Annotated in this window: 20 protein-coding genes; 8 read left to right on the top strand and 12 right to left on the bottom strand. The window is 61.3% G+C overall.

Translation table 11 applies throughout. The annotated features are described in order from the left end of the window. Window positions 1-60 precede the first annotated feature (60 nt). From leuD to FHX03_RS21800, 3 genes are all read right to left on the bottom strand, one after another. On the bottom strand, window positions 61-669 hold the full coding sequence (leuD, locus tag FHX03_RS21790; protein ID WP_064841181.1) for a 3-isopropylmalate dehydratase small subunit: 609 nt from the start codon (window positions 667-669) through the stop codon (window positions 61-63). A gap of 133 nt (window positions 670-802) precedes the next feature. Further along, on the bottom strand, window positions 803-1,222 hold the full coding sequence (locus FHX03_RS21795) for a VOC family protein (protein ID WP_183855410.1): 420 nt from the start codon (window positions 1,220-1,222) through the stop codon (window positions 803-805). Window positions 1,223-1,332: 110 nt separating this feature from the next. Then, window positions 1,333-1,566: a hypothetical protein gene (locus FHX03_RS21800; protein ID WP_003589579.1), complete on the bottom strand. Its 234-nt coding sequence runs from the start codon at window positions 1,564-1,566 to the stop codon at window positions 1,333-1,335. 113 nt (window positions 1,567-1,679) lie between these two features. On the opposite strand from FHX03_RS21800, the gene FHX03_RS21805 reads away from it, so the two are divergent. Together FHX03_RS21805 and FHX03_RS21810 are read left to right on the top strand one after the other, a co-directional pair. Further along, on the top strand, window positions 1,680-2,585 hold the full coding sequence (locus FHX03_RS21805) for an HpcH/HpaI aldolase/citrate lyase family protein (RefSeq protein WP_183778499.1): 906 nt from the start codon (window positions 1,680-1,682) through the stop codon (window positions 2,583-2,585). Next, on the top strand, window positions 2,585-2,791 hold the full coding sequence (locus tag FHX03_RS21810; RefSeq protein ID WP_003589581.1) for a DUF1737 domain-containing protein: 207 nt from the start codon (window positions 2,585-2,587) through the stop codon (window positions 2,789-2,791). The genes FHX03_RS21805 and FHX03_RS21810 overlap by 1 nt, the downstream gene beginning before the upstream one ends. 187 nt (window positions 2,792-2,978) lie before the next feature. On the opposite strand, the gene FHX03_RS21815 is transcribed toward FHX03_RS21810, so the two are convergent. After that, the gene (locus FHX03_RS21815; protein ID WP_003589582.1) at window positions 2,979-3,416 is read right to left on the bottom strand and encodes a metallopeptidase family protein; all 438 of its coding nucleotides are present in this window, start codon (window positions 3,414-3,416) and stop codon (window positions 2,979-2,981) included. Between the two features lie 161 nt (window positions 3,417-3,577). Between FHX03_RS21815 and FHX03_RS34565 the strand changes: the two genes are divergently transcribed. From FHX03_RS34565 to bfr, 5 genes are all read left to right on the top strand, one after another. After that, window positions 3,578-4,522, top strand: a complete 945-nt coding sequence (locus FHX03_RS34565) for an ImuA family protein (protein ID WP_246699282.1) — start codon at window positions 3,578-3,580, stop codon at window positions 4,520-4,522. 10 nt (window positions 4,523-4,532) lie between these two features. Next, window positions 4,533-5,978 carry a DNA polymerase Y family protein gene (locus FHX03_RS21820; protein ID WP_312865343.1) on the top strand — a complete coding sequence of 482 codons (1,446 nt, stop codon included), beginning with the start codon at window positions 4,533-4,535 and terminating at the stop codon, window positions 5,976-5,978. Then, on the top strand, window positions 5,975-9,439 hold the full coding sequence (locus tag FHX03_RS21825; protein WP_183855414.1) for an error-prone DNA polymerase: 3,465 nt from the start codon (window positions 5,975-5,977) through the stop codon (window positions 9,437-9,439). The genes FHX03_RS21820 and FHX03_RS21825 overlap by 4 nt, the downstream gene beginning before the upstream one ends. 121 nt (window positions 9,440-9,560) lie before the next feature. Further along, window positions 9,561-9,959: a (2Fe-2S)-binding protein gene (locus FHX03_RS34570; RefSeq protein WP_082366254.1), complete on the top strand. Its 399-nt coding sequence runs from the start codon at window positions 9,561-9,563 to the stop codon at window positions 9,957-9,959. After that, window positions 9,925-10,410: a bacterioferritin gene (gene bfr / locus FHX03_RS21835; protein WP_003589587.1), complete on the top strand. Its 486-nt coding sequence runs from the start codon at window positions 9,925-9,927 to the stop codon at window positions 10,408-10,410. The genes FHX03_RS34570 and bfr overlap by 35 nt, the downstream gene beginning before the upstream one ends. Before the next feature lie 84 nt (window positions 10,411-10,494). Here bfr and FHX03_RS21840 read toward each other — a convergent pair whose 3' ends face one another. From FHX03_RS21840 to rsfS, 6 genes are all read right to left on the bottom strand, one after another. Then, window positions 10,495-11,028 (bottom strand): RNA pyrophosphohydrolase, encoded by a 534-nt coding sequence (locus tag FHX03_RS21840; protein ID WP_097625057.1) that lies wholly within the window; start codon window positions 11,026-11,028, stop codon window positions 10,495-10,497. A 38-nt stretch (window positions 11,029-11,066) separates the two neighbouring features. Beyond that, complete coding sequence (locus FHX03_RS21845) at window positions 11,067-12,263, bottom strand: divergent polysaccharide deacetylase family protein (protein ID WP_183855418.1); 1,197 nt, start codon at window positions 12,261-12,263, stop codon at window positions 11,067-11,069. Window positions 12,264-12,337: 74 nt separating this feature from the next. Further along, complete coding sequence (locus FHX03_RS21850; RefSeq protein WP_003543943.1) at window positions 12,338-13,660, bottom strand: S41 family peptidase; 1,323 nt, start codon at window positions 13,658-13,660, stop codon at window positions 12,338-12,340. Beyond that, the gene (locus tag FHX03_RS21855) at window positions 13,650-15,050 is read right to left on the bottom strand and encodes a murein hydrolase activator EnvC family protein (protein ID WP_183855419.1); all 1,401 of its coding nucleotides are present in this window, start codon (window positions 15,048-15,050) and stop codon (window positions 13,650-13,652) included. Before FHX03_RS21855 ends, FHX03_RS21850 begins: the two co-directional genes overlap by 11 nt. A 163-nt stretch (window positions 15,051-15,213) precedes the next feature. Then, the gene (gene rlmH, locus FHX03_RS21860; protein WP_183855421.1) at window positions 15,214-15,696 is read right to left on the bottom strand and encodes a 23S rRNA (pseudouridine(1915)-N(3))-methyltransferase RlmH; all 483 of its coding nucleotides are present in this window, start codon (window positions 15,694-15,696) and stop codon (window positions 15,214-15,216) included. 116 nt (window positions 15,697-15,812) lie between these two features. Continuing rightward, entirely contained in the window at window positions 15,813-16,256 is a 444-nt protein-coding gene (rsfS, locus tag FHX03_RS21865) for a ribosome silencing factor (RefSeq protein ID WP_003589592.1), read from the bottom strand. Window positions 16,257-16,465: 209 nt separating this feature from the next. On the opposite strand from rsfS, the gene FHX03_RS21870 reads away from it, so the two are divergent. Beyond that, complete coding sequence (locus FHX03_RS21870) at window positions 16,466-16,825, top strand: winged helix-turn-helix domain-containing protein (RefSeq protein ID WP_183855423.1); 360 nt, start codon at window positions 16,466-16,468, stop codon at window positions 16,823-16,825. Between the two features lie 8 nt (window positions 16,826-16,833). On the opposite strand, the gene modC is transcribed toward FHX03_RS21870, so the two are convergent. Both modC and modB read right to left on the bottom strand, forming a co-directional pair. After that, on the bottom strand, window positions 16,834-17,901 hold the full coding sequence (modC, locus tag FHX03_RS21875; protein WP_183855425.1) for a molybdenum ABC transporter ATP-binding protein: 1,068 nt from the start codon (window positions 17,899-17,901) through the stop codon (window positions 16,834-16,836). Continuing rightward, window positions 17,898-18,599, bottom strand: a complete 702-nt coding sequence (modB, locus tag FHX03_RS21880; protein ID WP_097625051.1) for a molybdate ABC transporter permease subunit — start codon at window positions 18,597-18,599, stop codon at window positions 17,898-17,900. The genes modC and modB overlap by 4 nt, the downstream gene beginning before the upstream one ends. Window positions 18,600-18,757: the final 158 nt, after the last annotated feature.

Below are 18,757 nucleotides of genomic sequence, written 5' to 3' on the forward strand. Positions count from 1 at the left end.
CCTGATATCAAAGAAAAAGCCGGGCGAAGGCCCGGCTTGATCGATCACCAGTTGGAGGGCTTAAGCAGCCCAGGGGTGCGAAGCGGCGTTCTTCTTTTCGAAGCTGTCGATCGCCTTGCCCTTTTCCAGCGTCAGGCCGATGTCGTCGAGGCCGTTCAGCAGGCAGTGGCGCTTGAACTCGTCGAGATCGAACTTGATCGAGCCGCCATCGGGACCGGTGATCTCGAGATTCTCAAGGTCGACGGTCAGGATGGCGTTGGAGCCGCGCGAGGCGTCGTCCATCAGCTTGTCGAGATTTTCCTGGCTGACCTTGATCGGCAGGATGCCGTTCTTGAAACAGTTGTTGTAGAAAATATCGGCGAAGCTGGTGGAGATCACGCAGCGGATGCCGAAATCGAGCAATGCCCAGGGAGCGTGTTCGCGCGAGGAACCGCAGCCGAAATTGTCGCCGGCGACCAGGATCTTGGCGTCGCGATAGGCCGGCTTGTTCAGCACGAAATCCGGATTTTCGGAGCCGTCTTCATTATAACGGGCTTCGGCGAAAAGTCCGGTGCCGAGGCCAGTGCGCTTGATGGTCTTCAGATAATCCTTCGGAATGATCATGTCGGTATCGATGTTGACGACCGGCAGCGGCGCAGCAACGCCCGTGAGCTTCACGAATTTATCCATGACCCATGCTCCATTTCAGCAATCTACTTTCCTGAATTTGCATCTAGTCCAGTTTTCCGCCGAAATGAAGGAGAATCTTTGGAAAAGGCAGCCACGCGACGTTTCGCGCGGCCTGCCCTCTGCATATGTGCCGTCACTTGGTCGGTGCGTTCAGGCCCCAGAGGACACCGAACGGGTCGCGAAGCTGGCCGTAACGGTCGCCCCAGAACATCAGTTCGACCGACATGACGACTTCGGCGCCGGCAGCGACGGCGCGATCCCACCAGAAATCGATATCGTCGATAACCAGCTGGATTGCGAAGCCTTCATGGCCTTTGAAGGGATGGCCGTATTCGGGATAGGCATCCGACAGCATGAGGGAGCTGCCGTTGATGTAGAGATGCACATGCATCGTCCGGCCGCTCTCGTCGACCGGTACGATATAGGCTTCTTCGGCGCCGAAAGCTTTTTTGTAGAATTCCGCGGCTTTCACAGCGCCGCCGACCGTCAGATAGGGCAGCAGGCCATTCTTGACCGGCGGCATCTTGACCGGATTGTTTTCCGTCGCATCCATGCTCTTCCTCCATTCGTTTTGAAGCGCCGGCAGAATGCTCGGCTGCTTCTAAGACGTATGATGGAAGCATGATGCGACAGTGTCAGTCAGGTTTTTTAAGCGTGAGCCATTCAGAGATCGATGATCGTGCCGCGGCCGTCGTTCCAGATGCGCATTTCGCGTTGGCCATTGTTTGCCTTGGCGCGCACCGGAGCGGGCTTCATCTTCATCGATAGCGCACGTCCGACCATCAGCACGGTCAGGATACCGCCGACGGCAAGCGTCACCGAGAAGGTGAAAAGCAGCATGGCCACGAAAACGGTGGCGCCGGCAAGCATGAAGAAGATGGAGCGAATGTTCTGCATGGGTTTTAGACCTTTCTTCGGAAAGGAATGTGGTCCTTCTTTTTCCTCTCTGCAAGGCAAGCATGGCTTTTTGTTGTCTTGCCGGGCTTTGCGAAGCTTGGCACTAATGATCGATGAGCCAAACCATCCCTCGCCGTTCGTTAAATCTGCGCCGCTCGGTGCTGAGCGTGCCCTCCATTAATCTCCGGGCGCTCGAAAAAAGCCATTCGCTTGATTGCGATACGGTTATTTTCGATCTGGAGGATTCCGTCTCGCCCGAGAAGAAGGGGCAAGCGCGGGAAAATCTGCGCGCCTTTTTTGCCGGCCCGCCGCTTGAGGGCAAGGAGAGGATCATCCGCATCAATTCTTTGTCATCCGAATTCGGGCCGGCGGACCTGGATCTGGTCAAGGCGCTTTTGCCCGACGCCGTTCTGCTTCCCAAGGTCGACGGACCTCGGGATATCACCGATATGGGCGATCTGCTCGCCGATTCAGATGCGCCGGAGGAACTGCGCATCTGGGCGATGATCGAGACGCCGCGCGGCGTGCTGAATGCCGGAGCGATCGCCGAATCCGGCCGCACGCCGGGGTCGCGGCTCGATTGCCTCGTCGTCGGGCTCAATGATCTGCGCAAGGAAACAGGCGTCCTGCCGCAGCCGGGACGAACCTATCTCGTGCCGTGGCTGATGCAGGTCGTCCTGGCGGTCAGCGCCTACGGGCTCGATGCGATCGACAGCGTCTTCAACGATTTCAGGGACGAGCAGGGTTTCGATGCCGAATGCCTGCAGGGCCGGGCCATGGGCTTTGCCGGCAAGATGCTGATCCATCCGACCCAGATCGAGGCCGCCAATCGGCATTTCGGCCCGGATCCGGCAGCGATTGCGGAAGCGGAGGCGATCATCGCCGCCTTTGCCGATCCGGCTTCCCAGGGGCTGAATGTCATCAATTCAGGCGGGCGGATGATCGAACGGCTGCATCTTGTCCAAGCCGAGGCTCTGGTTCATAAAGCTCGCCTGATTTCTGCAAGAAAGCCCGCCTGATGAAACTCTACCGCTTCCTGACCGGTCCCGACGACGCTTCCTTCTGCCACAAGGTCACCGCCGCCCTCAACAAGGGCTGGTCGCTGGAGGGCTCGCCGACCTATGCCTTCAATGCCGCAACCGGCGCGATGCAGTGCGGCCAGGCCGTCGTCAAGACGGTCGAAGGCAAGGATTATCATCCCGAGATAAAGCTCTCCGAGCAATAACGCGTCCTGCCGGAAGCACGGCTTCAGCTCTTTGTTTGTGCACGTCGTTATCCCGGAACTGCTGCACACTTTCCGGGCGACATGTATTACAGCGCCGCGCGTCTTCAGACGCGCAAAGGACGCTGTAACAGTTTGAATCTACGCATCGTGCTATCCGAAAATCGATTCCGATTTTCGGGCCGATGCGCTAGCGCTCGGCGGCTTCCTCGGCGCTTGCCTCGATCCGCTCCATATCGTCGTCGCTCAGCCCGAAATGGTGGCCGATCTCGTGGATCAGGACGTGGGTGATGATATCGCCGAGCGTCTCGTCGTTCTCGGCCCAGTAATCGAGAATGGGGCGCCGGTAGAGGCGGATGCGGTTCGGCATCTCGCCGGTTTCCAGCGTGAAACGTTCGGAAATACCCCTGCCCTCGAAAAGACCGAGAAGATCGAAAGGGGTTTCCAGCGCCATGTCCTCGAAAACATCGTCATCGGGGAAATCTTCGATCTCGATCGTAAGGTTGGTCGTCAGCTGGCGAAATTCATCCGGCAGATGGCTATAGGCCTCCATGGCCAGCGACTCGAAGGTGCTGATCGTCGGCGCATGGCGGTCCCGCCAATCATCGCTCTGGTCTATGCGGGCCATGAATATTCCTTCCTTTGCGGGCCCATATAGAACCTTTATCGCCGATTTTCGAGTGCGGAATCAAAGGCAGGAATAAATTCATAGAAAATGGCCGTTGACTCTTCATTAGCTCTCTGGAATCTATAAGAACATAACAGGAACAAGACGGATTGGAGAACGCCATGGCGCAGCACGCCCTGGCGCGCGAGCGGCTTTTTGCGCTCCGCGAAACCATCGCCAAACTGGAGGGGAAGCCCGCGCCGGCGCTTGCGGCAGCGGAGCGGGAAGCCTTGGCAGAGGGGGGAAAGACAGCTCGGAGATGCAGTCTGCCGCCGCTGGCGTTTGGGGTGGAGTGTCTTGACGAGGCGCTGGAAGGCGGCCTGCCCCTCGATGCGATCACCGAATTCCGCTCCGCTCTGTCGCGTGATGCCGGTGCGGCAAGCGGGCTGGCGATGGCTGTCGCCGCGCGACTGCAGAAGCAGGAAGCAGATGCCGGCAGGCTTCTGCCGCTGCTCTGGATCGGCGATGCCGTCGGCACGCTGGAGGCCGGTCGTCCCTATGCTCCCGGGCTGCGGGATTTCGGGCTGAGCCCGGAGCGGTTTCTCCATGCGGCGCCGCGCAAGCTGGACGAGGCGCTCTGGCTGGTGGAAACCGCGTTGGAAAGCGCTGCCTTCTCGGCCGTCATCTTCGAAGTGCGCGGCAATCCCGCCCATTTCGGCCTGACCGAAAGCCGCAGGCTCAGTCTTCGGGCGCGTGCTGCCCGCCGTCCGCTCTTTCTTGTCCGCCAGGCCGGGGCGGAGGAGGCAAGCAGTGCGGCCTTCCGTCTGCATGTCGAACCGGGTCCATCCGCTCTGCGGCCGTTGCCGGGGGAATCGAAGCTTTCCGGCAGCATCGGCAATCCGATTTTCCGTCTCACGCTGGAGAAGGGCCGTAATCCGGCCCCGCTCTGCTTTTTTCTGGAGTGGAACCCCCATGAACGCGAATTTCTCCCTCTCGCCGAGCCAAACCACGTTCGTCCTCCAGGCGAGCCGTCAGCGTATTCTGGCGCTCAGCTTTCCGCATCTGCCAACGGACCGCATCGCCCGCAGGCGATGGGGGCTCTCCTGGCGTTCGACAGGGCGTCCTGAGGCACCGCCTATCGTCTGTTCCGGCAAGCTCAACAATGCCATGCGGCTGACGGCGCTGGACGAGTTGGCAGAGCGGCTGGGGCTGAAAAAGGATCAGGGCGTTGCCGAAGCGCGCGCCATGTACCCAACGCTCGAGGTCGCCGAAGACGATCCGGCAGCCGACCGCCGGTTGCTGGAGGCCATTGCCGACTGGTGCGACCGTTATACGCCGCTGGTGGCGTTCGACGGCAAGGACGGTCTGTTTCTCGACATTAGCGGCTGCGCCCATCTCTTCGGCGGGGAAAAGGCGCTTCTCAAGGATGTGCTGTCGCGGCTTTTTCATATGGGGATCGATGCGCGTGGCGCCATCTCATCCTCACCAGGCCTTTCCTGGGCCGCGTCGCGCTTCGGGCAAGGCAGCGTGATCGAAGACGAGGAGGCGGAGCAGGTGCTGATGTCCTTGCCGGTTGCAGCCTTGCGGCTGGAAGGACAAACCGTCGATGCGCTGAGGAAGCTTGGCCTGAAATATGTCGGCGACGTCATCGATGCACCGCGCGCGCCGCTGACCCGCCGGTTCGGCGCAGGACTGCTTCTGCGTCTCGACCAGGCGCTGGGACGCGAGGAGGAGCCGGTCTCGCCGCGGCGTCCGGTCGCCAGCCTCTCGGCCGAAAGCCGCCTGATCGAGCCGATCGGCACGGAAGAACAGATCCTTGCCGTCACCCGGCAGGTCGCCATATCGCTGCAGCCGTCGCTGGAGACGCGGGGGATTGGCGGGCGGGTGTTCGAACTGATGCTGTTCCGCGTCGACGGCAGGGTTTTTCGTATCGCCGTCGGCGCTTCGCAGCCGCTTCGCGAACCAAAATTCATTGCCGGGCTTTTTTCCGAGCGATTGCAGGCGGTTTATGACGATCTCGATGCCGGCTATGGTTTCGAAATCCTGCGGTTGAATGTGTTGCGGCATGATCCCTTCAATGAGGCGCAGGGTGATTTCGAGGGCGACCGTCAGGGAGAGATCTCGCTTTCTGTTTTCGTCGACCGGGTCTCGGCCCGGCTGGGTGCGGATTGCCTGCAAAGCTTCCAGCTCCGCGAGAGCCATGTGCCGGAACGCGCCGTCATCACCGTTCCCGTGATGGATCGTCTTCCCAAGCGGATGGCGGCGCAGGATATCCAGCTTCCTTTCCGCCAAGAGCGCCCGCTGCGGCTCTTCGCCACGCCGGAGCCGGTCGAGATCATGCTTGCCGAAGTGCCCGATGGTCCGCCGCAGATTTTCCGCTGGCGGCGCTTGCAGCATCAGGTGGCAAGAAGCGAAGGGCCGGAACGGATCGCCATGGAATGGTGGATCGATGGGGATGACGCCGAGGCGCGCGACTATTTTCGCATCGAGGACGAGACCGGACATCGCTTCTGGATCTATCGTCGCGGTTTTTATGGCCGCGAACTCGATCCTCGCTGGTTCATGCACGGTGTGTTTGCATGAAGAGCGGGTCCGCATTTTTCGAGATCGGCGTGAGAACGAATTTTTCGTTTCTCGAAGGCGCCTCCGGTCCGGAAGAGATGGTCGTGCAGGCCGCTCATCTCAGGCTCGGCGGTCTCGGCATTGCGGATCGGAATTCGGTTGCCGGCGTGGTCAGGGCGCATGCGCAGGCGCTGCAGCTCGAAGAGAGATACAGGAACAGAGAGGCGATCTTGGCCAAGGCGGAGAAGGAAGGGAAACGGGAAGAGATTCTCGAGCCCATCCGGATTCAGCCGGGCGCCCGCCTGGTCTTTTCAGATGACACGCCGGATATCCTCGCCTACCCACGCAATCGGCGGGGCTGGGCAAATCTCTGCCGTCTTCTCAGCGCCGGCAATCTGAAGGAAGAAGCGGTCAAGGGGAACTGCATCCTGACGGAAGCGGAGCTGATGGAATGGGGGGACGAGATGATGCTCGCACTGGTTCCCGATCGCACCCTTATCGATCATCAGGAGGGCCAGTCGGCGCTGGAAGATTATCTGGAACGGTTTCGCAGACGGTTCCGCAAGGATTTCTTTATGGCGCTGGCGCCAGCCTATGACGGCCGCGACAGGCAGGTCTTTGCGGTGCTTGCCATGCTTGCGGCGCGCAATCGCGTGCCGCTGATTGCGACCAATCAGCCGCTTTACCACCATCCCGAACGCCGGCCGCTTTCGGATGTGGTGATTGCGATCCGGGAGCATGTGCAGATCGCGCAAGCCGGATACCTGCTGGCGCCGAATGCCGAGCGCTACCTCAAGGATTCACGTGAAATGGTCCGGATCTTCCGGGACTATCCTGGTGCGATCGAAAATACCCAGGTCTTCTTCGGCAAACTGACCTTTTCGCTGAAGGAGTTGGAGCATAATTATCCGCCTGAAAACGATCCCGGCGAAACGCCGCAGGAGACGCTCGAGAGGCTGACGCGGGCGGGAGCCGCAAGGCGCTATCCCGAGGGTATCCCGGCCAAGGTGGCGAAGCAGATCGATTATGAGCTAAAACTCATCGGCGATAAGAACTATGCCTCCTATTTCCTGACGGTTCACAGGATCATCCATCACGCCCGTTATGACCTCAAGGTCCTGTGCCAAGGGCGCGGATCGGCGGCAAATTCGGTCATCTGCTATTGCCTCGAAATTACGGAAGTCGATCCTCAAAAGAGCACGCTGCTCTTCGACCGTTTCATTTCGATGGATCGTGACGAACCGCCGGATATCGATGTCGATTTCGAGCACGATCGGCGCGAAGAGGTCATCCAGTTCATCTACAGAACCTACAAGAGAGAACATGCCGGGCTGACGGCTGGGGTGACCACCTACCGGACCCGCTCGGCCGGCCGCGAAGTCGCCAAGGCCTTCGGCTTGTCGGAGGATGTCCAGTCGGCGATCAGCAGCCTCGTCTGGGGCTGGTCGGAGGACAATCTTTCCGAGCGGGATGCAAAGGCGGCCGGTCTCGACATCAAGGATCCGGTCACCAGGAACGTGCTGAAATATGCCTCCGAGCTTCTCGGCTTCCCCCGCCATCTCACCCAGCATGTCGGCGGTTTCGTCATCACGCGGGATCGGCTCGACGAGGTCGTGCCGATCATGAAGACGGCGATGCCGGATCGGTACATGATCGAATGGGACAAGGACGATCTCGACAACGTCAAGATCCTCAAGGTGGATGTGCTGGCGCTCGGCATGCTGACCTGCCTGCGGAAGGGTTTTTCGCTGCTCGAACGGCATTACGGTGTGAAGAAGACGCTGGCAGATCTCGGCAACAGGGAACATGGGGACGAAGGCAGGCCGGTTTACGAGATGATGGGCCGGGCCGATACGCTTGGCGTCTTCCAGATCGAGAGCCGGGCGCAGATGAGCATGCTGCCGCGCCTCAAGCCGAAGCTGTTCTACGACCTCGTCATCGAGGTGGCCATTGTCCGGCCTGGACCGATCCAGGGCGATATGGTGCATCCCTATCTGAAGCGCCGAGAGCAGCGGGCCAAGAATATCCCGATCGAATATCCAAGCAAGGAGCTGGAAGCGGTTCTCGAAAGAACTCTCGGCGTGCCGCTGTTTCAGGAACAGGCGATGCAGATCGCGATTACTGCTGCAGGCTTCAAACCGGCAGAGGCCGACAAGCTTCGCAGAGCGATGGCGACATTCAAGAGAACCGGCACGATCGGCAATTTCAAGACGCGGTTCATCGAGGGAATGACCTCAAAGGGCTATGCTCAGGAATTCGCCCAGCAGTGTTTCAACCAGATCAAAGGCTTTGGTGAATATGGTTTTCCGGAAAGCCATGCCGCCTCCTTTGCGCTGCTCGTCTATGCCTCCTCATGGCTCAAGGCCTATTATCCCGACGTCTTCTGCGCGGCGATGCTGAATTCCCAGCCAATGGGGTTTTATGCGCCGGCGCAGCTGGTGCGGGATGCACGCGAGCACGGGGTTAAAATCCTGCCGGTCGACATCAACGAATCCGACTGGGATTGCGGTCTGGAAGAGGCCGCTTTCGATCCGAGTGCCGTCGATTTCCGCCACCGTGAGATGCGCGGGATCATCAGGGCCCGGCACGCGGTGCGGCTCGGCTTCCGGCAGATCAAGGGTGTCTCGGATAAAGAGATGGAGCTGCTCGTCAAAAATCGAGGCAAAGGCTACAGTTCCGTTCGGGATCTCTGGCTGCGGTCCGGCCTGCCGAAATCCGTCATCGAGCGACTGGCGGATGCGGATGCGTTCCAATCCCTGAGGCTATCACGACGCGACGCGCTCTGGGCGGTGCGGGCGTTGGATGTGAAGAGCGCGGCCGAGGAGCTGCCGCTTTTCGAACAGGCCCGTCATGTCGATCTCCAGGCCGAACCGGCAACGAAGCTGCCGGAAATGCTGCCGGGAGAGCAGGTCATCGAGGACTATCGTTATCTCTCGCTGTCACTGAAGGCGCACCCGGTCTCCTTCCTGCGCGAGGAATTGCGGCATGCGGATGTGACGCGCAATGTCGATCTGTTGAAGGTCCCCAACGGCAGAAGGGTGACTATCGCCGGCCTCGTGCTGGTGCGCCAGCGGCCGGGATCGGCCAAAGGCGTGATCTTCATGACGCTCGAGGATGAGACCGGCGTCGCCAATGCGATCGTCTGGCCGAAAATCTTCGACACATACCGCTCGGTCGTGATGGGCGCCCGGCTGGTGAAAATCCGCGGTAGGCTGCAAAGCCAGAGCGGCGTGATCCATACCGTCGTCGAGCATATCGAGGACATGACGCCGGCGCTCGGCATTCTGCAACGCGAGGCTCGGCGTTTCGGCGTCTGTGAGCGGGCAGACGAAGTGCTGAATCCAGGTGTCGATCAGCGGCAGAGAAAGCTTGCGCAGGCGCAGGAGAGAGCGGAGCTGGAAAAACGGATGGTGGCCACAGGCCGCAATTCCGGCGCAGCGGAAACCGCCGAGGTGATGCCGCGCGGACGCAACTTCCATTAAAATGCGTGAGCACCGATCGGGGTCGTCGGTCCCCTTCACTTGCCTCATGGCGCCATCACCCTGGAAGCACTGCATAATCTCTGGCGACATGCATTGGCTTGTCATTCCGACACCGCGTTCGATGAAGCGGGGCTCGAATTTTTTCTTGACAGCCACCATCTTCTTTAGCAGAAAACACGATAGTCAGTGTCATGTTTGGAATGAAGACGTGCTTGTCTGCAGCTGCAATTATATAACCGACAAGGAAATCCGCGAGGTTATCACCAACCTTCTCGATGAAGACTGTTGGCAGCTTATCGTGCCGGCGAAGGTATATCACGCTATGGAAAAACGCGGCCGTTGCTGCGGCTGTTTCCCCAACGTCGTCGACATCATTATCCAGACGACGGAGGAGTATCACGCCCGTCGCCACTCGACGGAGACGGAAATATTTGATTTCATGTCCCGCTTGAAACAATTCCATGAGGAAAACAGGAGAGCGGACATTGAAAGGCGACAAAAAAGTCATCGAGCGGCTTAATGAGGCGTTGTTCCTCGAGCTCGGGGCGGTTAATCAATATTGGGTTCATTATCGTCTTCTTGAGGATTGGGGTTACACCAAGCTCGCCAAGAAGGAGCGCGCCGAATCGATCGAAGAGATGCATCATGCCGACCGGCTTGTTGCGCGCATCATTTTCCTCGAAGGCCATCCTAATCTGCAGACCCTTGCACCTCTGCGCATCGGCCAGAACGTCAAGGAAGTGCTGGAGGCCGATCTTGCCGGCGAATACGACGCCCGCGCAGCCTACAAGAAGTCGCGCGATATCTGTCACGAAGCTGGCGACTACGTTTCCATGAAGCTCTTCGAAGAACTGCTGATGGATGAGGAAGGCCATATCGACTTCCTCGAAACGCAGCTCGATCTACTCGGGAAAATCGGCGAGAGCAAATACGGCCAGCTGAACGCGGATTCCGCCAACGAGGCAGAATAAGCTACCACGAGATGCCGGCCGCCTTTGGGCGGCCGGAACTCCTGCCGCTTGCCGAGCGCAAACGGAGGCGTCACTCCGGCATGATCAGTCTTCCGATTGCAGTGTCGCCAGATGCTGGAATTCGGCGATGACCTGATCGTACACGCCCCGCTTGAAAGCGACGATCAGGCTGGGCAGTTCCTGCATCGGCTTCCATTCCCAGGCATCGAATTCCGGCTCGTGGCCGCCGGGCGGCGGATTAATGGCGATCTCGCTGTCGTCGCCGTCGAAGCGGAAGGCGAACCAGCGCTGCGTCTGGCCGCGGAATTTTCCCTTCAATCCGATACCGATCAATGCCGGCGGCAGATCATAGTTGATCCAGTCGCCCGCTTCGGCAAGCAGGGTCACCGTCTTGATGCCGGTCTCTTCGTAGAGCTCGCGATAGGCGGCGTCCAACGGATCCTCGCCCTTGTCGATGCCGCCCTGGGGCATCTGCCAGAGCTGCGGCGAGCCGTCATATTCCGAATTGCCGTCGGGAATGCGCCGCCCGGCCCAGACGAGGCCGTCGCGGTTCAGGATCATCACGCCGACGCAGGGGCGGTAGGGCAGGTCCTCGGCTTTCACGGTCGCCTGGCTCATCTTCTTCTCCGTTCAGGGATTCGCTTAAGAGACTGATCTCAAGGGTTCCGGGGGTCGTTGGAAAGGGCGGCGACGCCGACGATCTCGATGCCGCGCATCGCAGCCTCCTCGCTCCATTTGGCGATGGCGTCGACGCTTTCATCGAAAGCCGAGGCGACGCCGATCGCCTGGCCATTCTTGCGCGCGATGCGCTCGAGCTCGTCAAGCTTCTTCAGGACGGCGTTGATATCGAGCTGGCCGTCGAGCTGCAGGTCGGCGAAGGCATAGGGCAGTTCCGTTCCCTTGGCGACATCAGCCGTCTTCGACTGCGCCGAGGTGCCGTCGTCGAGGAACAGCAGCCCGCGTTTGCCGATATCACGCATGACAGGTTCCATGGCGGTGGAATCGGACAGGAAACGACCGCCGAGATAATTCATGACGCCGGTGTAATTCGTGATCTCGCCCATCGCCTTGTGCAGGTTCTCGATATTGCGGGCCACGGGTTTCGTGGTCATCAGCGTTTCCGGGCCGGGATCATTCGCCGGGTAATCAAAGGGCTCGAGCGGCACCTGCAGAAGAATCTCGTGGCCGCCGCGGCGGGCTTCCTGCATCCAGCGCTGCAGGCTGTTGCCGCTTGCGGCAAAGGCGAAGGTGATTTCCTCAGGCAATTCGGCGATGGCGCGCTGCGTCCCGGTCTGGCTGAGCCCGAGGCCACTGACGACGATGGCGATGCGGACGCCACGCGCGCCGGACGAGGGACGGGCATATTGGTCCATCGGCCGTCGGCCATCGGGACCGACGATCGGCAGCCTGCCGAAAGGGGTGTCTTCGAGCAGTGCTTCATTCGGCTGGGCCGCCATGCGCGGATCCTGGCCGATCTGCATGGCATCCACCAGCACTGGCCCGCTGCCGTCGCGCGGGCGGGGGCTGTATTTGGTGACGACGGAGCCGTCGCCGGTGACCGTCTGTTCGACATTGGCGCCCGAGCGCGGTTCGGCGCGCGGCATGCCGTCCGCCGCCTGGTTGGTGGTCGTCGCCGGTGGCTGAGCGGTATTGGAGGGTGGCGTTGCGGCCTCTCCGGCCGCCGGTGGTTTGGTGCGTTCGAGCCCATCGCCGCGAAACGCCGTATAGAGGGAAAAGCCGCCTATCGCGAAAAGACAAAGACTGGCGGCGATGCGGCCGAGGCGCAGAACACCCGGGCGCCGGCGGCCGGCTTTGCGGTTGCGGCCCAAAGGCGCATGCAGGTCCGTTCCCAATTTTTCACCCGCTCCAAAACCGGGAAACAGCAGAAAGGGTCAAGGCCGGGCGGTGCCCGGCCTTGAGGTGATGATTACTTGGCGACGACCGCCTTATCAGGGTTCGGCGGGAAGGCCGGATCGGTCTTCTTGCCACGCAGCAGATCGAGCGCGTAGTTCAGCTGGACGTCGTCCTTCGGATCCGGCGGCACATAGGCAACGGAGCCCGAACCTTCGTCGGTCTCGCTCTGGCCCTTGATATGGCCGCGCAGGCTGGATTCGCCTTCGGTCACCATCTTGCCCTGCAGTTCCTCGGGCAGCGGCTCTTCGACCTTGATGTCGGGGGTGATGCCGGTGCCTTGGATCGAGCGGCCCGACGGCGTGTAGTAGAGCGCCGTGGTCAGGCGCAGCGCGCCGTTTTCGCCGAGCGGAATGATCGTCTGGACGGAGCCCTTGCCGAAGGAGCGCGTGCCGAGAACGGTGGCGCGGCGCAGATCCTGAAGGGCGCCGGCGACGATTTCCGATGCGGAAGCCGAACCGCCGTTGATCAGCACGATAACCGGCTTGCCATCGGTCAGGTCGCCAGGACCGGCATTGAAACGGCGGGTTTCATCGGGATTGCGGCCGCGGGTCGAGACGACTTCGCCGCGCTGCAAGAGGGCGTCGGAGACGTTGATCGCCTGATCGAGCAGACCGCCCGGATTGAGGCGCAGGTCGAGGACATAACCCTTCAGCTTATCGGCCGGAACCGTGTCCTTGATCTTCTTGATCGCCTTTTCCATGTCGGGATAGGTCTTCTCGGTGAAGGAGATGATGCGGAGATAGCCGACATCGTCCTCGACACGCGACTTGACGGCCTGGACGGCGACGACGTCACGGACGATCGTCAGCTCGATCGGCTTGTCGGCGCCCTTGCGGATCAGCGTCAGCTTGATCGGCGTGTTGACGGCACCGCGCATCTTCTCGACCGCGTCCTCGAGCTTCAGGCCGCGCACGGACTGGCCGTCGATCTCGGAAATGTAATCACCGGCGAGAACACCGGCCTTGGCGGCGGGCGTATCGTCGATCGGGGTGATGACCTTGACGAGTTCGTCTTCCATCGTGACTTCGATGCCAAGGCCGCCGAACTCACCCTTGGTCTGGGTGCGCATATCCTCGGCGTCCTTCGCATTCATGTAGCTCGAATGCGGATCCAAAGAGGAAAGCATGCCGTTGATGGCGTTCTCGATCAGCTTGTCTTCGGCCGGCGGCGTCACGTATTGGGCGCGCACACGCTCGAAGACATCGCCGAACACCGAGAGTTCCTTGTACGTGGACGATCCGGCCGCTTCTGCCGGCACACCCGCCGAGTAAATGACGCTCATGGCGGTCGCACCCATCAATGCGCCGACCAGAACAAGAGAAGCCCTACGAATCATTGCGTGCCTTTCCAATGTCTTTGGCGGTCCACCACGGTCGGGAATCGACCGGTTTACCGTCCTTTCGAAATTCAATGTAAAGCGTTGGCCGGTCCGTTTCCAGCGCCAATGCAGTTGCGCTTGCCACTCTTTTCGCGCCCATCACGGCGAGCGGCTCGCCGGCGAAAACGAATTTTCCCTGACGGGTATTGATCGTCTCCATTCCCGAGAGAACCAAGTGGTAGCCATCGCCGGTGTCGAGGATGATCATCTGGCCGTAACTGCGGAAGGCGCCGGCGAAAACCACCAGGCCATCGGCAGGCGCCGTCACCACCGTCTCCGGATTGGTGGCGACCGTCATTCCCATTGCCTCGTGTCCGGTGCCGTCGGCATCGCCGAACTGGCGCAGGATATCGCCGGCAACGGGCACCTCCAATTTCGCCTTCAATTCTCCGAAGGGATATGCGGGCGCAATGCGGTTTTTATCGGGCACGCCGCTGTCGGCCAATGCCTTGGCCTGGGCGCGCTGCTCGTCGGTCATCAGCTTGCGATTCTCCTCCGCCTGGCGGGCGGCCGCAGCCGCATCGCGCACCGAAGCGATCTCGGATTCCATTGAGGCGACAAGACCTTCGAGGCTGGTCGCCTTGCCCGCCAGTTCCTCGGAGCGTTTCTTCTCGGCCTCGAGTTCGGCGGCATTGCTGCGGCTGAGCTTGTCGTTTTCGGCAAGCAGCAGGTCCATGCGCCGCTCTTCCTCGATACCATCGGTCATCGTCGCGGTCAGGCCGGCCTTTTCGGCAGCGCTTGCTGTCTGCAAGGCGGCAAGGCTTGCTAGGTCTGCGGCAAGCTTGTCGGTCTCCTTGCGGATGCCGGGCACGACGGCGCCGAGCAGGATGGCGCTGCGCACCGAGGCGAGCGCGTCATCGGGGGTGACGAGCAAAGCGGGCGGCGGGTTGCGGCCCATGCGCTGGAGCGCTGCCAGCACCTCGGCCAGAAGGCCGCGGCGCTCGTGCAGGGACCGGCGGATGCCATCCTCCTTGACGCCGAGATCGGCAAGCTTCTTCTCGCTTGCAAGGATCTGCTTGTCGAGCGCCTTGCGGCGGGCGGCGGACTCGATCAGCGCTTGGCGGATGCTTTGCGTGCTCTTGTCCAGATCGGCGATACTCTGTTGAAGCGCGCTCACCTTGTCGCTGGAAAGACTGATCGTTTTCGACAGAATTTCCAGTTCGGCACGGGTCTTGTCCCGTTTGGCGGCCAGCTCGGCGGCCGGGTCGGGCGGCGGCGGCTCGGCTGCCGGCTGCGGCGCAGATTGCGCCGCTTCAGGTGCGGCATCCTGCGCCCGGACGATGAAGGGATTTGCCGACACGGCAACCACCGCCACACCGACACCGGCCGCGATAGCCGGCAGGATCATGCGGTGTCGCCTGGTTGCTTCTCTCGTCATGCGTGTTAGGGCACTTTCTCAAATCGCGCGGAGACTAAGCTGATTTGGCGCGCTTTGCCAGAAAGTTTGAGGGCCAACGGCCGGCAGGCGGAACACGGCTGCGTGACAATGCGAATTGCCGAGCGCTGGAGCATCAGACGCGGTGATAGGGGTGGCCGGACAGGATGGTCACGGCGCGATAGAGCTGTTCGGCGATCAGCGTGCGCACGAGCTGATGCGGCCATGTCATCCTGCCCAGACAAAGGGTGGCGTCGGCACGGTCGTAGAGGGAGGGATCGAGGCCGTCAGCGCCGCCGATGGCGATCGTCAGGTCGCGTTTGCCCTGGTCGCGATAGGCGCCGAGCAGGCCCGCGAAGGCTTCGCTGTCGAGCGCCTTGCCGCGTTCGTCGAGAAGAATGAGGATGCTGCCATCGGCAAGCGATTTCAGAAGCAGTGCCGCTTCCTCGCGCTTGCGGGTTTCCGCATTGGAGGCGCGGCTTTCGGCCACTTCGGCAACACGGGCAAGTTCGAGGCCGACGGCAGGGCCGGCCTTGGCGAAACGGTCGAAATAACGGGCCGCAAGATCCTTTTCGGGGCCGGATTTCAGCCGTCCCACCGCAAAAAGACCAATTCGCATTCATCCGCTCCCGCTGATGCGGCACATCGGGCGCACAAGGCGCCGCCGGCCGGTTTTCATATTGCCCGGCCAGCCAATGCTACGTTCAGGCGCCGGACAGAATGCCGGCCTGCCTGTCAGTGCCGCGTTTCTTCATCCATATCCGGAGCCGCCCACATCTTTTCGATGTTGTAGAACTCGCGGATTTCAGGACGGAACACATGCACGATAATGTCACCGGTGTCGATCAGCACCCAATCGCCGCCTTCCTGGCCTTCGACGCGGGCCGTGCCGAGGCCGTCGTCCTTCAGGTCGGTGAGCAGGTGATCCGAGATCGCCATGACGTGCCTGTTCGATCGGCCGGAGACGACGATCATGTAGTCTCCCAGCGCCGATTTTCCGGCAATGTCGATGGTGACGATATCTTCAGCTTTGGAGTCCTCGAGGCTGGCGAGGACGGTTTCTAGGGCACGGGCGGCGGCATCGGCGCCACGTTCCGCACTCTTCGGGATAACGGCGAACGTTTTTCCCTTGGCGTGTACTGTTGTCAGTGCTTTCCCTTTCCTGGAATGACAAACCATGCACAACACGAGATCCGATCGAGACCGGATCATGGTTAAGATAGGCATCAAACCATTAATGTTTCAAGACGTGCTAAGATACAGAACGGCCGAAAATCCGATCTGGCGTCCGAATTGAAGAATATTGCCGCGCGGGCTGCTGGTGCAGGCGGTGTACAGTTTCCGTACCGCCGCGTAAAGTGCGCCAAATTTCACGATTTCACGATTCGATGACCGATCCAGCCGCAAAAACACTCGTGCCCGTCCTGCGAATCAGCTTCCCGGATGAGGATCGGCTCGGCCACGGCAAGATGGAGCTCCTGGAGCATATCCGCGCGACCGGATCGATCTCGGCGGCGGGCCGGGCGATGGACATGTCCTATCGGCGCGCATGGCTGCTGGTCAGCGAGATGAACCGAATGTTCTCTGAACAGGTGGTGGAGCCGCAGCGCGGCGGTCAGAAGGGCGGCGGCGCGGCGCTGACGCCGTTCGGGGAAGAATTGCTCGAGCGTTTTCGCCGGATGGAAAAGACGATGCGCGAGAGCCTCGCCGAAGATCTCGCCTGGCTCGAAGCAAAACGCGGTCTGTAGAGAACGGATCAGGCCTCCAAAGCAACCGTCTTGATGACGGCGAAGACGGTCTTGCCGGGGCGAAGATCGAGGCGCTCGCAGGACAATGCGGTAATGCGCGAAAGAATGGCGTTGCCGCCGCAGTCGATCCGGATTTCGACGGTTCCGTCCTCGTCCGAAGATATGGCTTCGATCCTGCCTTCGAGAATGTTCAACGCGCTGAGGCCCTCGGGCCTGACGGTCGCCAGCATGACGTCGCGCGATGGAATTCGGATGCGCACCGGTCTGCCTGGCGCAAGCGCTGCGCCCGGAATATGCAGCTGCGAGGATTTCAGCGCGACGGTCGACAGGCGGTGATGGGCATCGAAGCTTTCGACGATGCCTTCGAGCAGCGCGCCCGCCTCTTTCCGGTCGGCCGCCGCAGAGGGACGGCTCAAGATGTCGACGGCCGGGCCGGTCGCTTCCACCTTGCCGTCGCTGAGGACGATTACCTGGTTTGCCAGCCGCGCCACCTCCGCGATCGAATGGCTGACATAGATGATCGGAATTTCGGTCTGATCGCGCAATCGCTCCAGATAGGGCAGGATCTCGGCCTTGCGCGCCTCGTCGAGGGCCGCCAGCGGCTCGTCCATCAGCAGCAGGCGGGGCGCAAAGAGAAGGGCGCGGCCGATGGCGACACGCTGCTTCTCGCCGCCGGAAAGTTTTGCCGGGCTGCGCTCCAGCAGCGGCTCGATGCCGAGCAGGTCGACGATGCGATCGAAGTCTTCCCCGCCTACGGTCTTCGCCGTGAACCAGCGGCCGTAGGAAAGATTGGCGCGGACGCTGAGATGCGGGAAAAGCCGCGCCTCCTGGAAGACATAACCGAAGCGGCGGCGATGTTTTGGGACGAAAGTGCCGGTTGCGGTTTCGGTCAAGGCCTCGCCGTCAAGGATAACGCGGCCTTCGTCGGGGCGGGCGAGGCCGGCGATGATGCGGATCATCGAGGTCTTGCCGGAGCCGGAGCGGCCGAATAGTGCGGTGACGCCACGCTCGGAGGTGAAGGCGGCGTCGAGCAAAAAGCCGCCGAGCCTCTGTTTTGCCGCGACGATCAGCGTCATTCGGGATCGATCCTTTGGCCGGCGAGGCGGGCGAGGAATTCGGAGGCGAGCAGCGCGGCCATGGAAATGACGATGGCGACGGCTGTCAGCCGCAGTGCGCCGGCATCGCCGCCCGGCACCTGGGTAAACGTGTAGATCGCTGCCGACAGCGTCTGGGTTTCGCCGGGAATGTTGGAGACGAAGGTGATCGTCGCGCCGAATTCACCCATCGCCTTGGCGAAGGACAGTATCATGCCGGTGATGATGCCGGGCAGCGTCAGCGGCAGGGTGATCGTCAAAAACACCCAGGCGGGACCGGCGCCAAGGGTTCCTGCCGCCTCTTCCAGCTTGCGGTCAACAGCCTCGATCGACAGGCGGATGCTGCGCACCATCAGCGGAAAGGCCATGACGGCGCAGGCGAGTGCCGCGCCCGTCCAGCGGAAGGAAAGGACAATGCCGAAATACTGGTCGAGCAGGCTGCCGACCGGACCGCGGCGACCGAACAGGATGAGAAGAAGGAAGCCGGTGACGACGGGGGGCAGGATCAACGGCAGGTGCACGATGCCGTTCAGCACCGACTTGCCCCAGAAGCGGCCGCGGGCAAGCAGCAGAGCGACGAGAATGCCGAAGGGCAGGCTCGCCAGCATGGCGACAAAAGAGACGCGCAGGCTGAGCAGGATCGCCGTCCATTCCTCGTTGCTCAGGCCGAAGATGTCCAAATGCAGCTATCTCCCCCGGAAATTCGGTATCACTCGGTGTCTGCCCGTCATCCGGCTGCCGCCACCTTCTCCCCAAACGGGGCGAAGGGGATATGCCGCGACCTCTCCGTCCCTCGCCAACCTTTCGCAGGGCACGTCCCCTCTCCCCGCGAGCGGGG

Origin of the sequence: Rhizobium sp. BK456, assembly GCF_014194045.1 — a bacterium.
Lineage (GTDB): Bacteria > Pseudomonadota > Alphaproteobacteria > Rhizobiales > Rhizobiaceae > Rhizobium > Rhizobium redzepovicii.

What these genes read in the sequence shown, in the direction of transcription:
- FHX03_RS21800 (WP_003589579.1), bottom strand. Translation starts at nt 1,566, where the DNA reads ATGCAGAACATTCGCTCCATCTTCTTCATGCTTGCCGGCGCCACCGTT.
- modC (WP_183855425.1), bottom strand. Translation starts at nt 17,901, where the DNA reads ATGACGCTGATCGTCGCGGCAAAACAGAGGCTCGGCGGCTTTTTGCTC.
- FHX03_RS21870 (WP_183855423.1), top strand. Translation starts at nt 16,466, where the DNA reads ATGACCGATCCAGCCGCAAAAACACTCGTGCCCGTCCTGCGAATCAGC.
- FHX03_RS21855 (WP_183855419.1), bottom strand. Translation starts at nt 15,050, where the DNA reads ATGATCCTGCCGGCTATCGCGGCCGGTGTCGGTGTGGCGGTGGTTGCC.
- leuD (WP_064841181.1), bottom strand. Translation starts at nt 669, where the DNA reads ATGGATAAATTCGTGAAGCTCACGGGCGTTGCTGCGCCGCTGCCGGTC.
- FHX03_RS21795 (WP_183855410.1), bottom strand. Translation starts at nt 1,222, where the DNA reads ATGGATGCGACGGAAAACAATCCGGTCAAGATGCCGCCGGTCAAGAAT.
- FHX03_RS21810 (WP_003589581.1), top strand. Translation starts at nt 2,585, where the DNA reads ATGAAACTCTACCGCTTCCTGACCGGTCCCGACGACGCTTCCTTCTGC.
- FHX03_RS21840 (WP_097625057.1), bottom strand. Translation starts at nt 11,028, where the DNA reads ATGAGCCAGGCGACCGTGAAAGCCGAGGACCTGCCCTACCGCCCCTGC.
- rlmH (WP_183855421.1), bottom strand. Translation starts at nt 15,696, where the DNA reads ATGCGAATTGGTCTTTTTGCGGTGGGACGGCTGAAATCCGGCCCCGAA.
- FHX03_RS21850 (WP_003543943.1), bottom strand. Translation starts at nt 13,660, where the DNA reads ATGATTCGTAGGGCTTCTCTTGTTCTGGTCGGCGCATTGATGGGTGCG.
- rsfS (WP_003589592.1), bottom strand. Translation starts at nt 16,256, where the DNA reads ATGGTTTGTCATTCCAGGAAAGGGAAAGCACTGACAACAGTACACGCC.
- FHX03_RS34570 (WP_082366254.1), top strand. Translation starts at nt 9,561, where the DNA reads ATGAAGCGGGGCTCGAATTTTTTCTTGACAGCCACCATCTTCTTTAGC.
- FHX03_RS21815 (WP_003589582.1), bottom strand. Translation starts at nt 3,416, where the DNA reads ATGGCCCGCATAGACCAGAGCGATGATTGGCGGGACCGCCATGCGCCG.
- FHX03_RS34565 (WP_246699282.1), top strand. Translation starts at nt 3,578, where the DNA reads ATGGCGCAGCACGCCCTGGCGCGCGAGCGGCTTTTTGCGCTCCGCGAA.
- FHX03_RS21825 (WP_183855414.1), top strand. Translation starts at nt 5,975, where the DNA reads ATGAAGAGCGGGTCCGCATTTTTCGAGATCGGCGTGAGAACGAATTTT.
- FHX03_RS21805 (WP_183778499.1), top strand. Translation starts at nt 1,680, where the DNA reads ATGAGCCAAACCATCCCTCGCCGTTCGTTAAATCTGCGCCGCTCGGTG.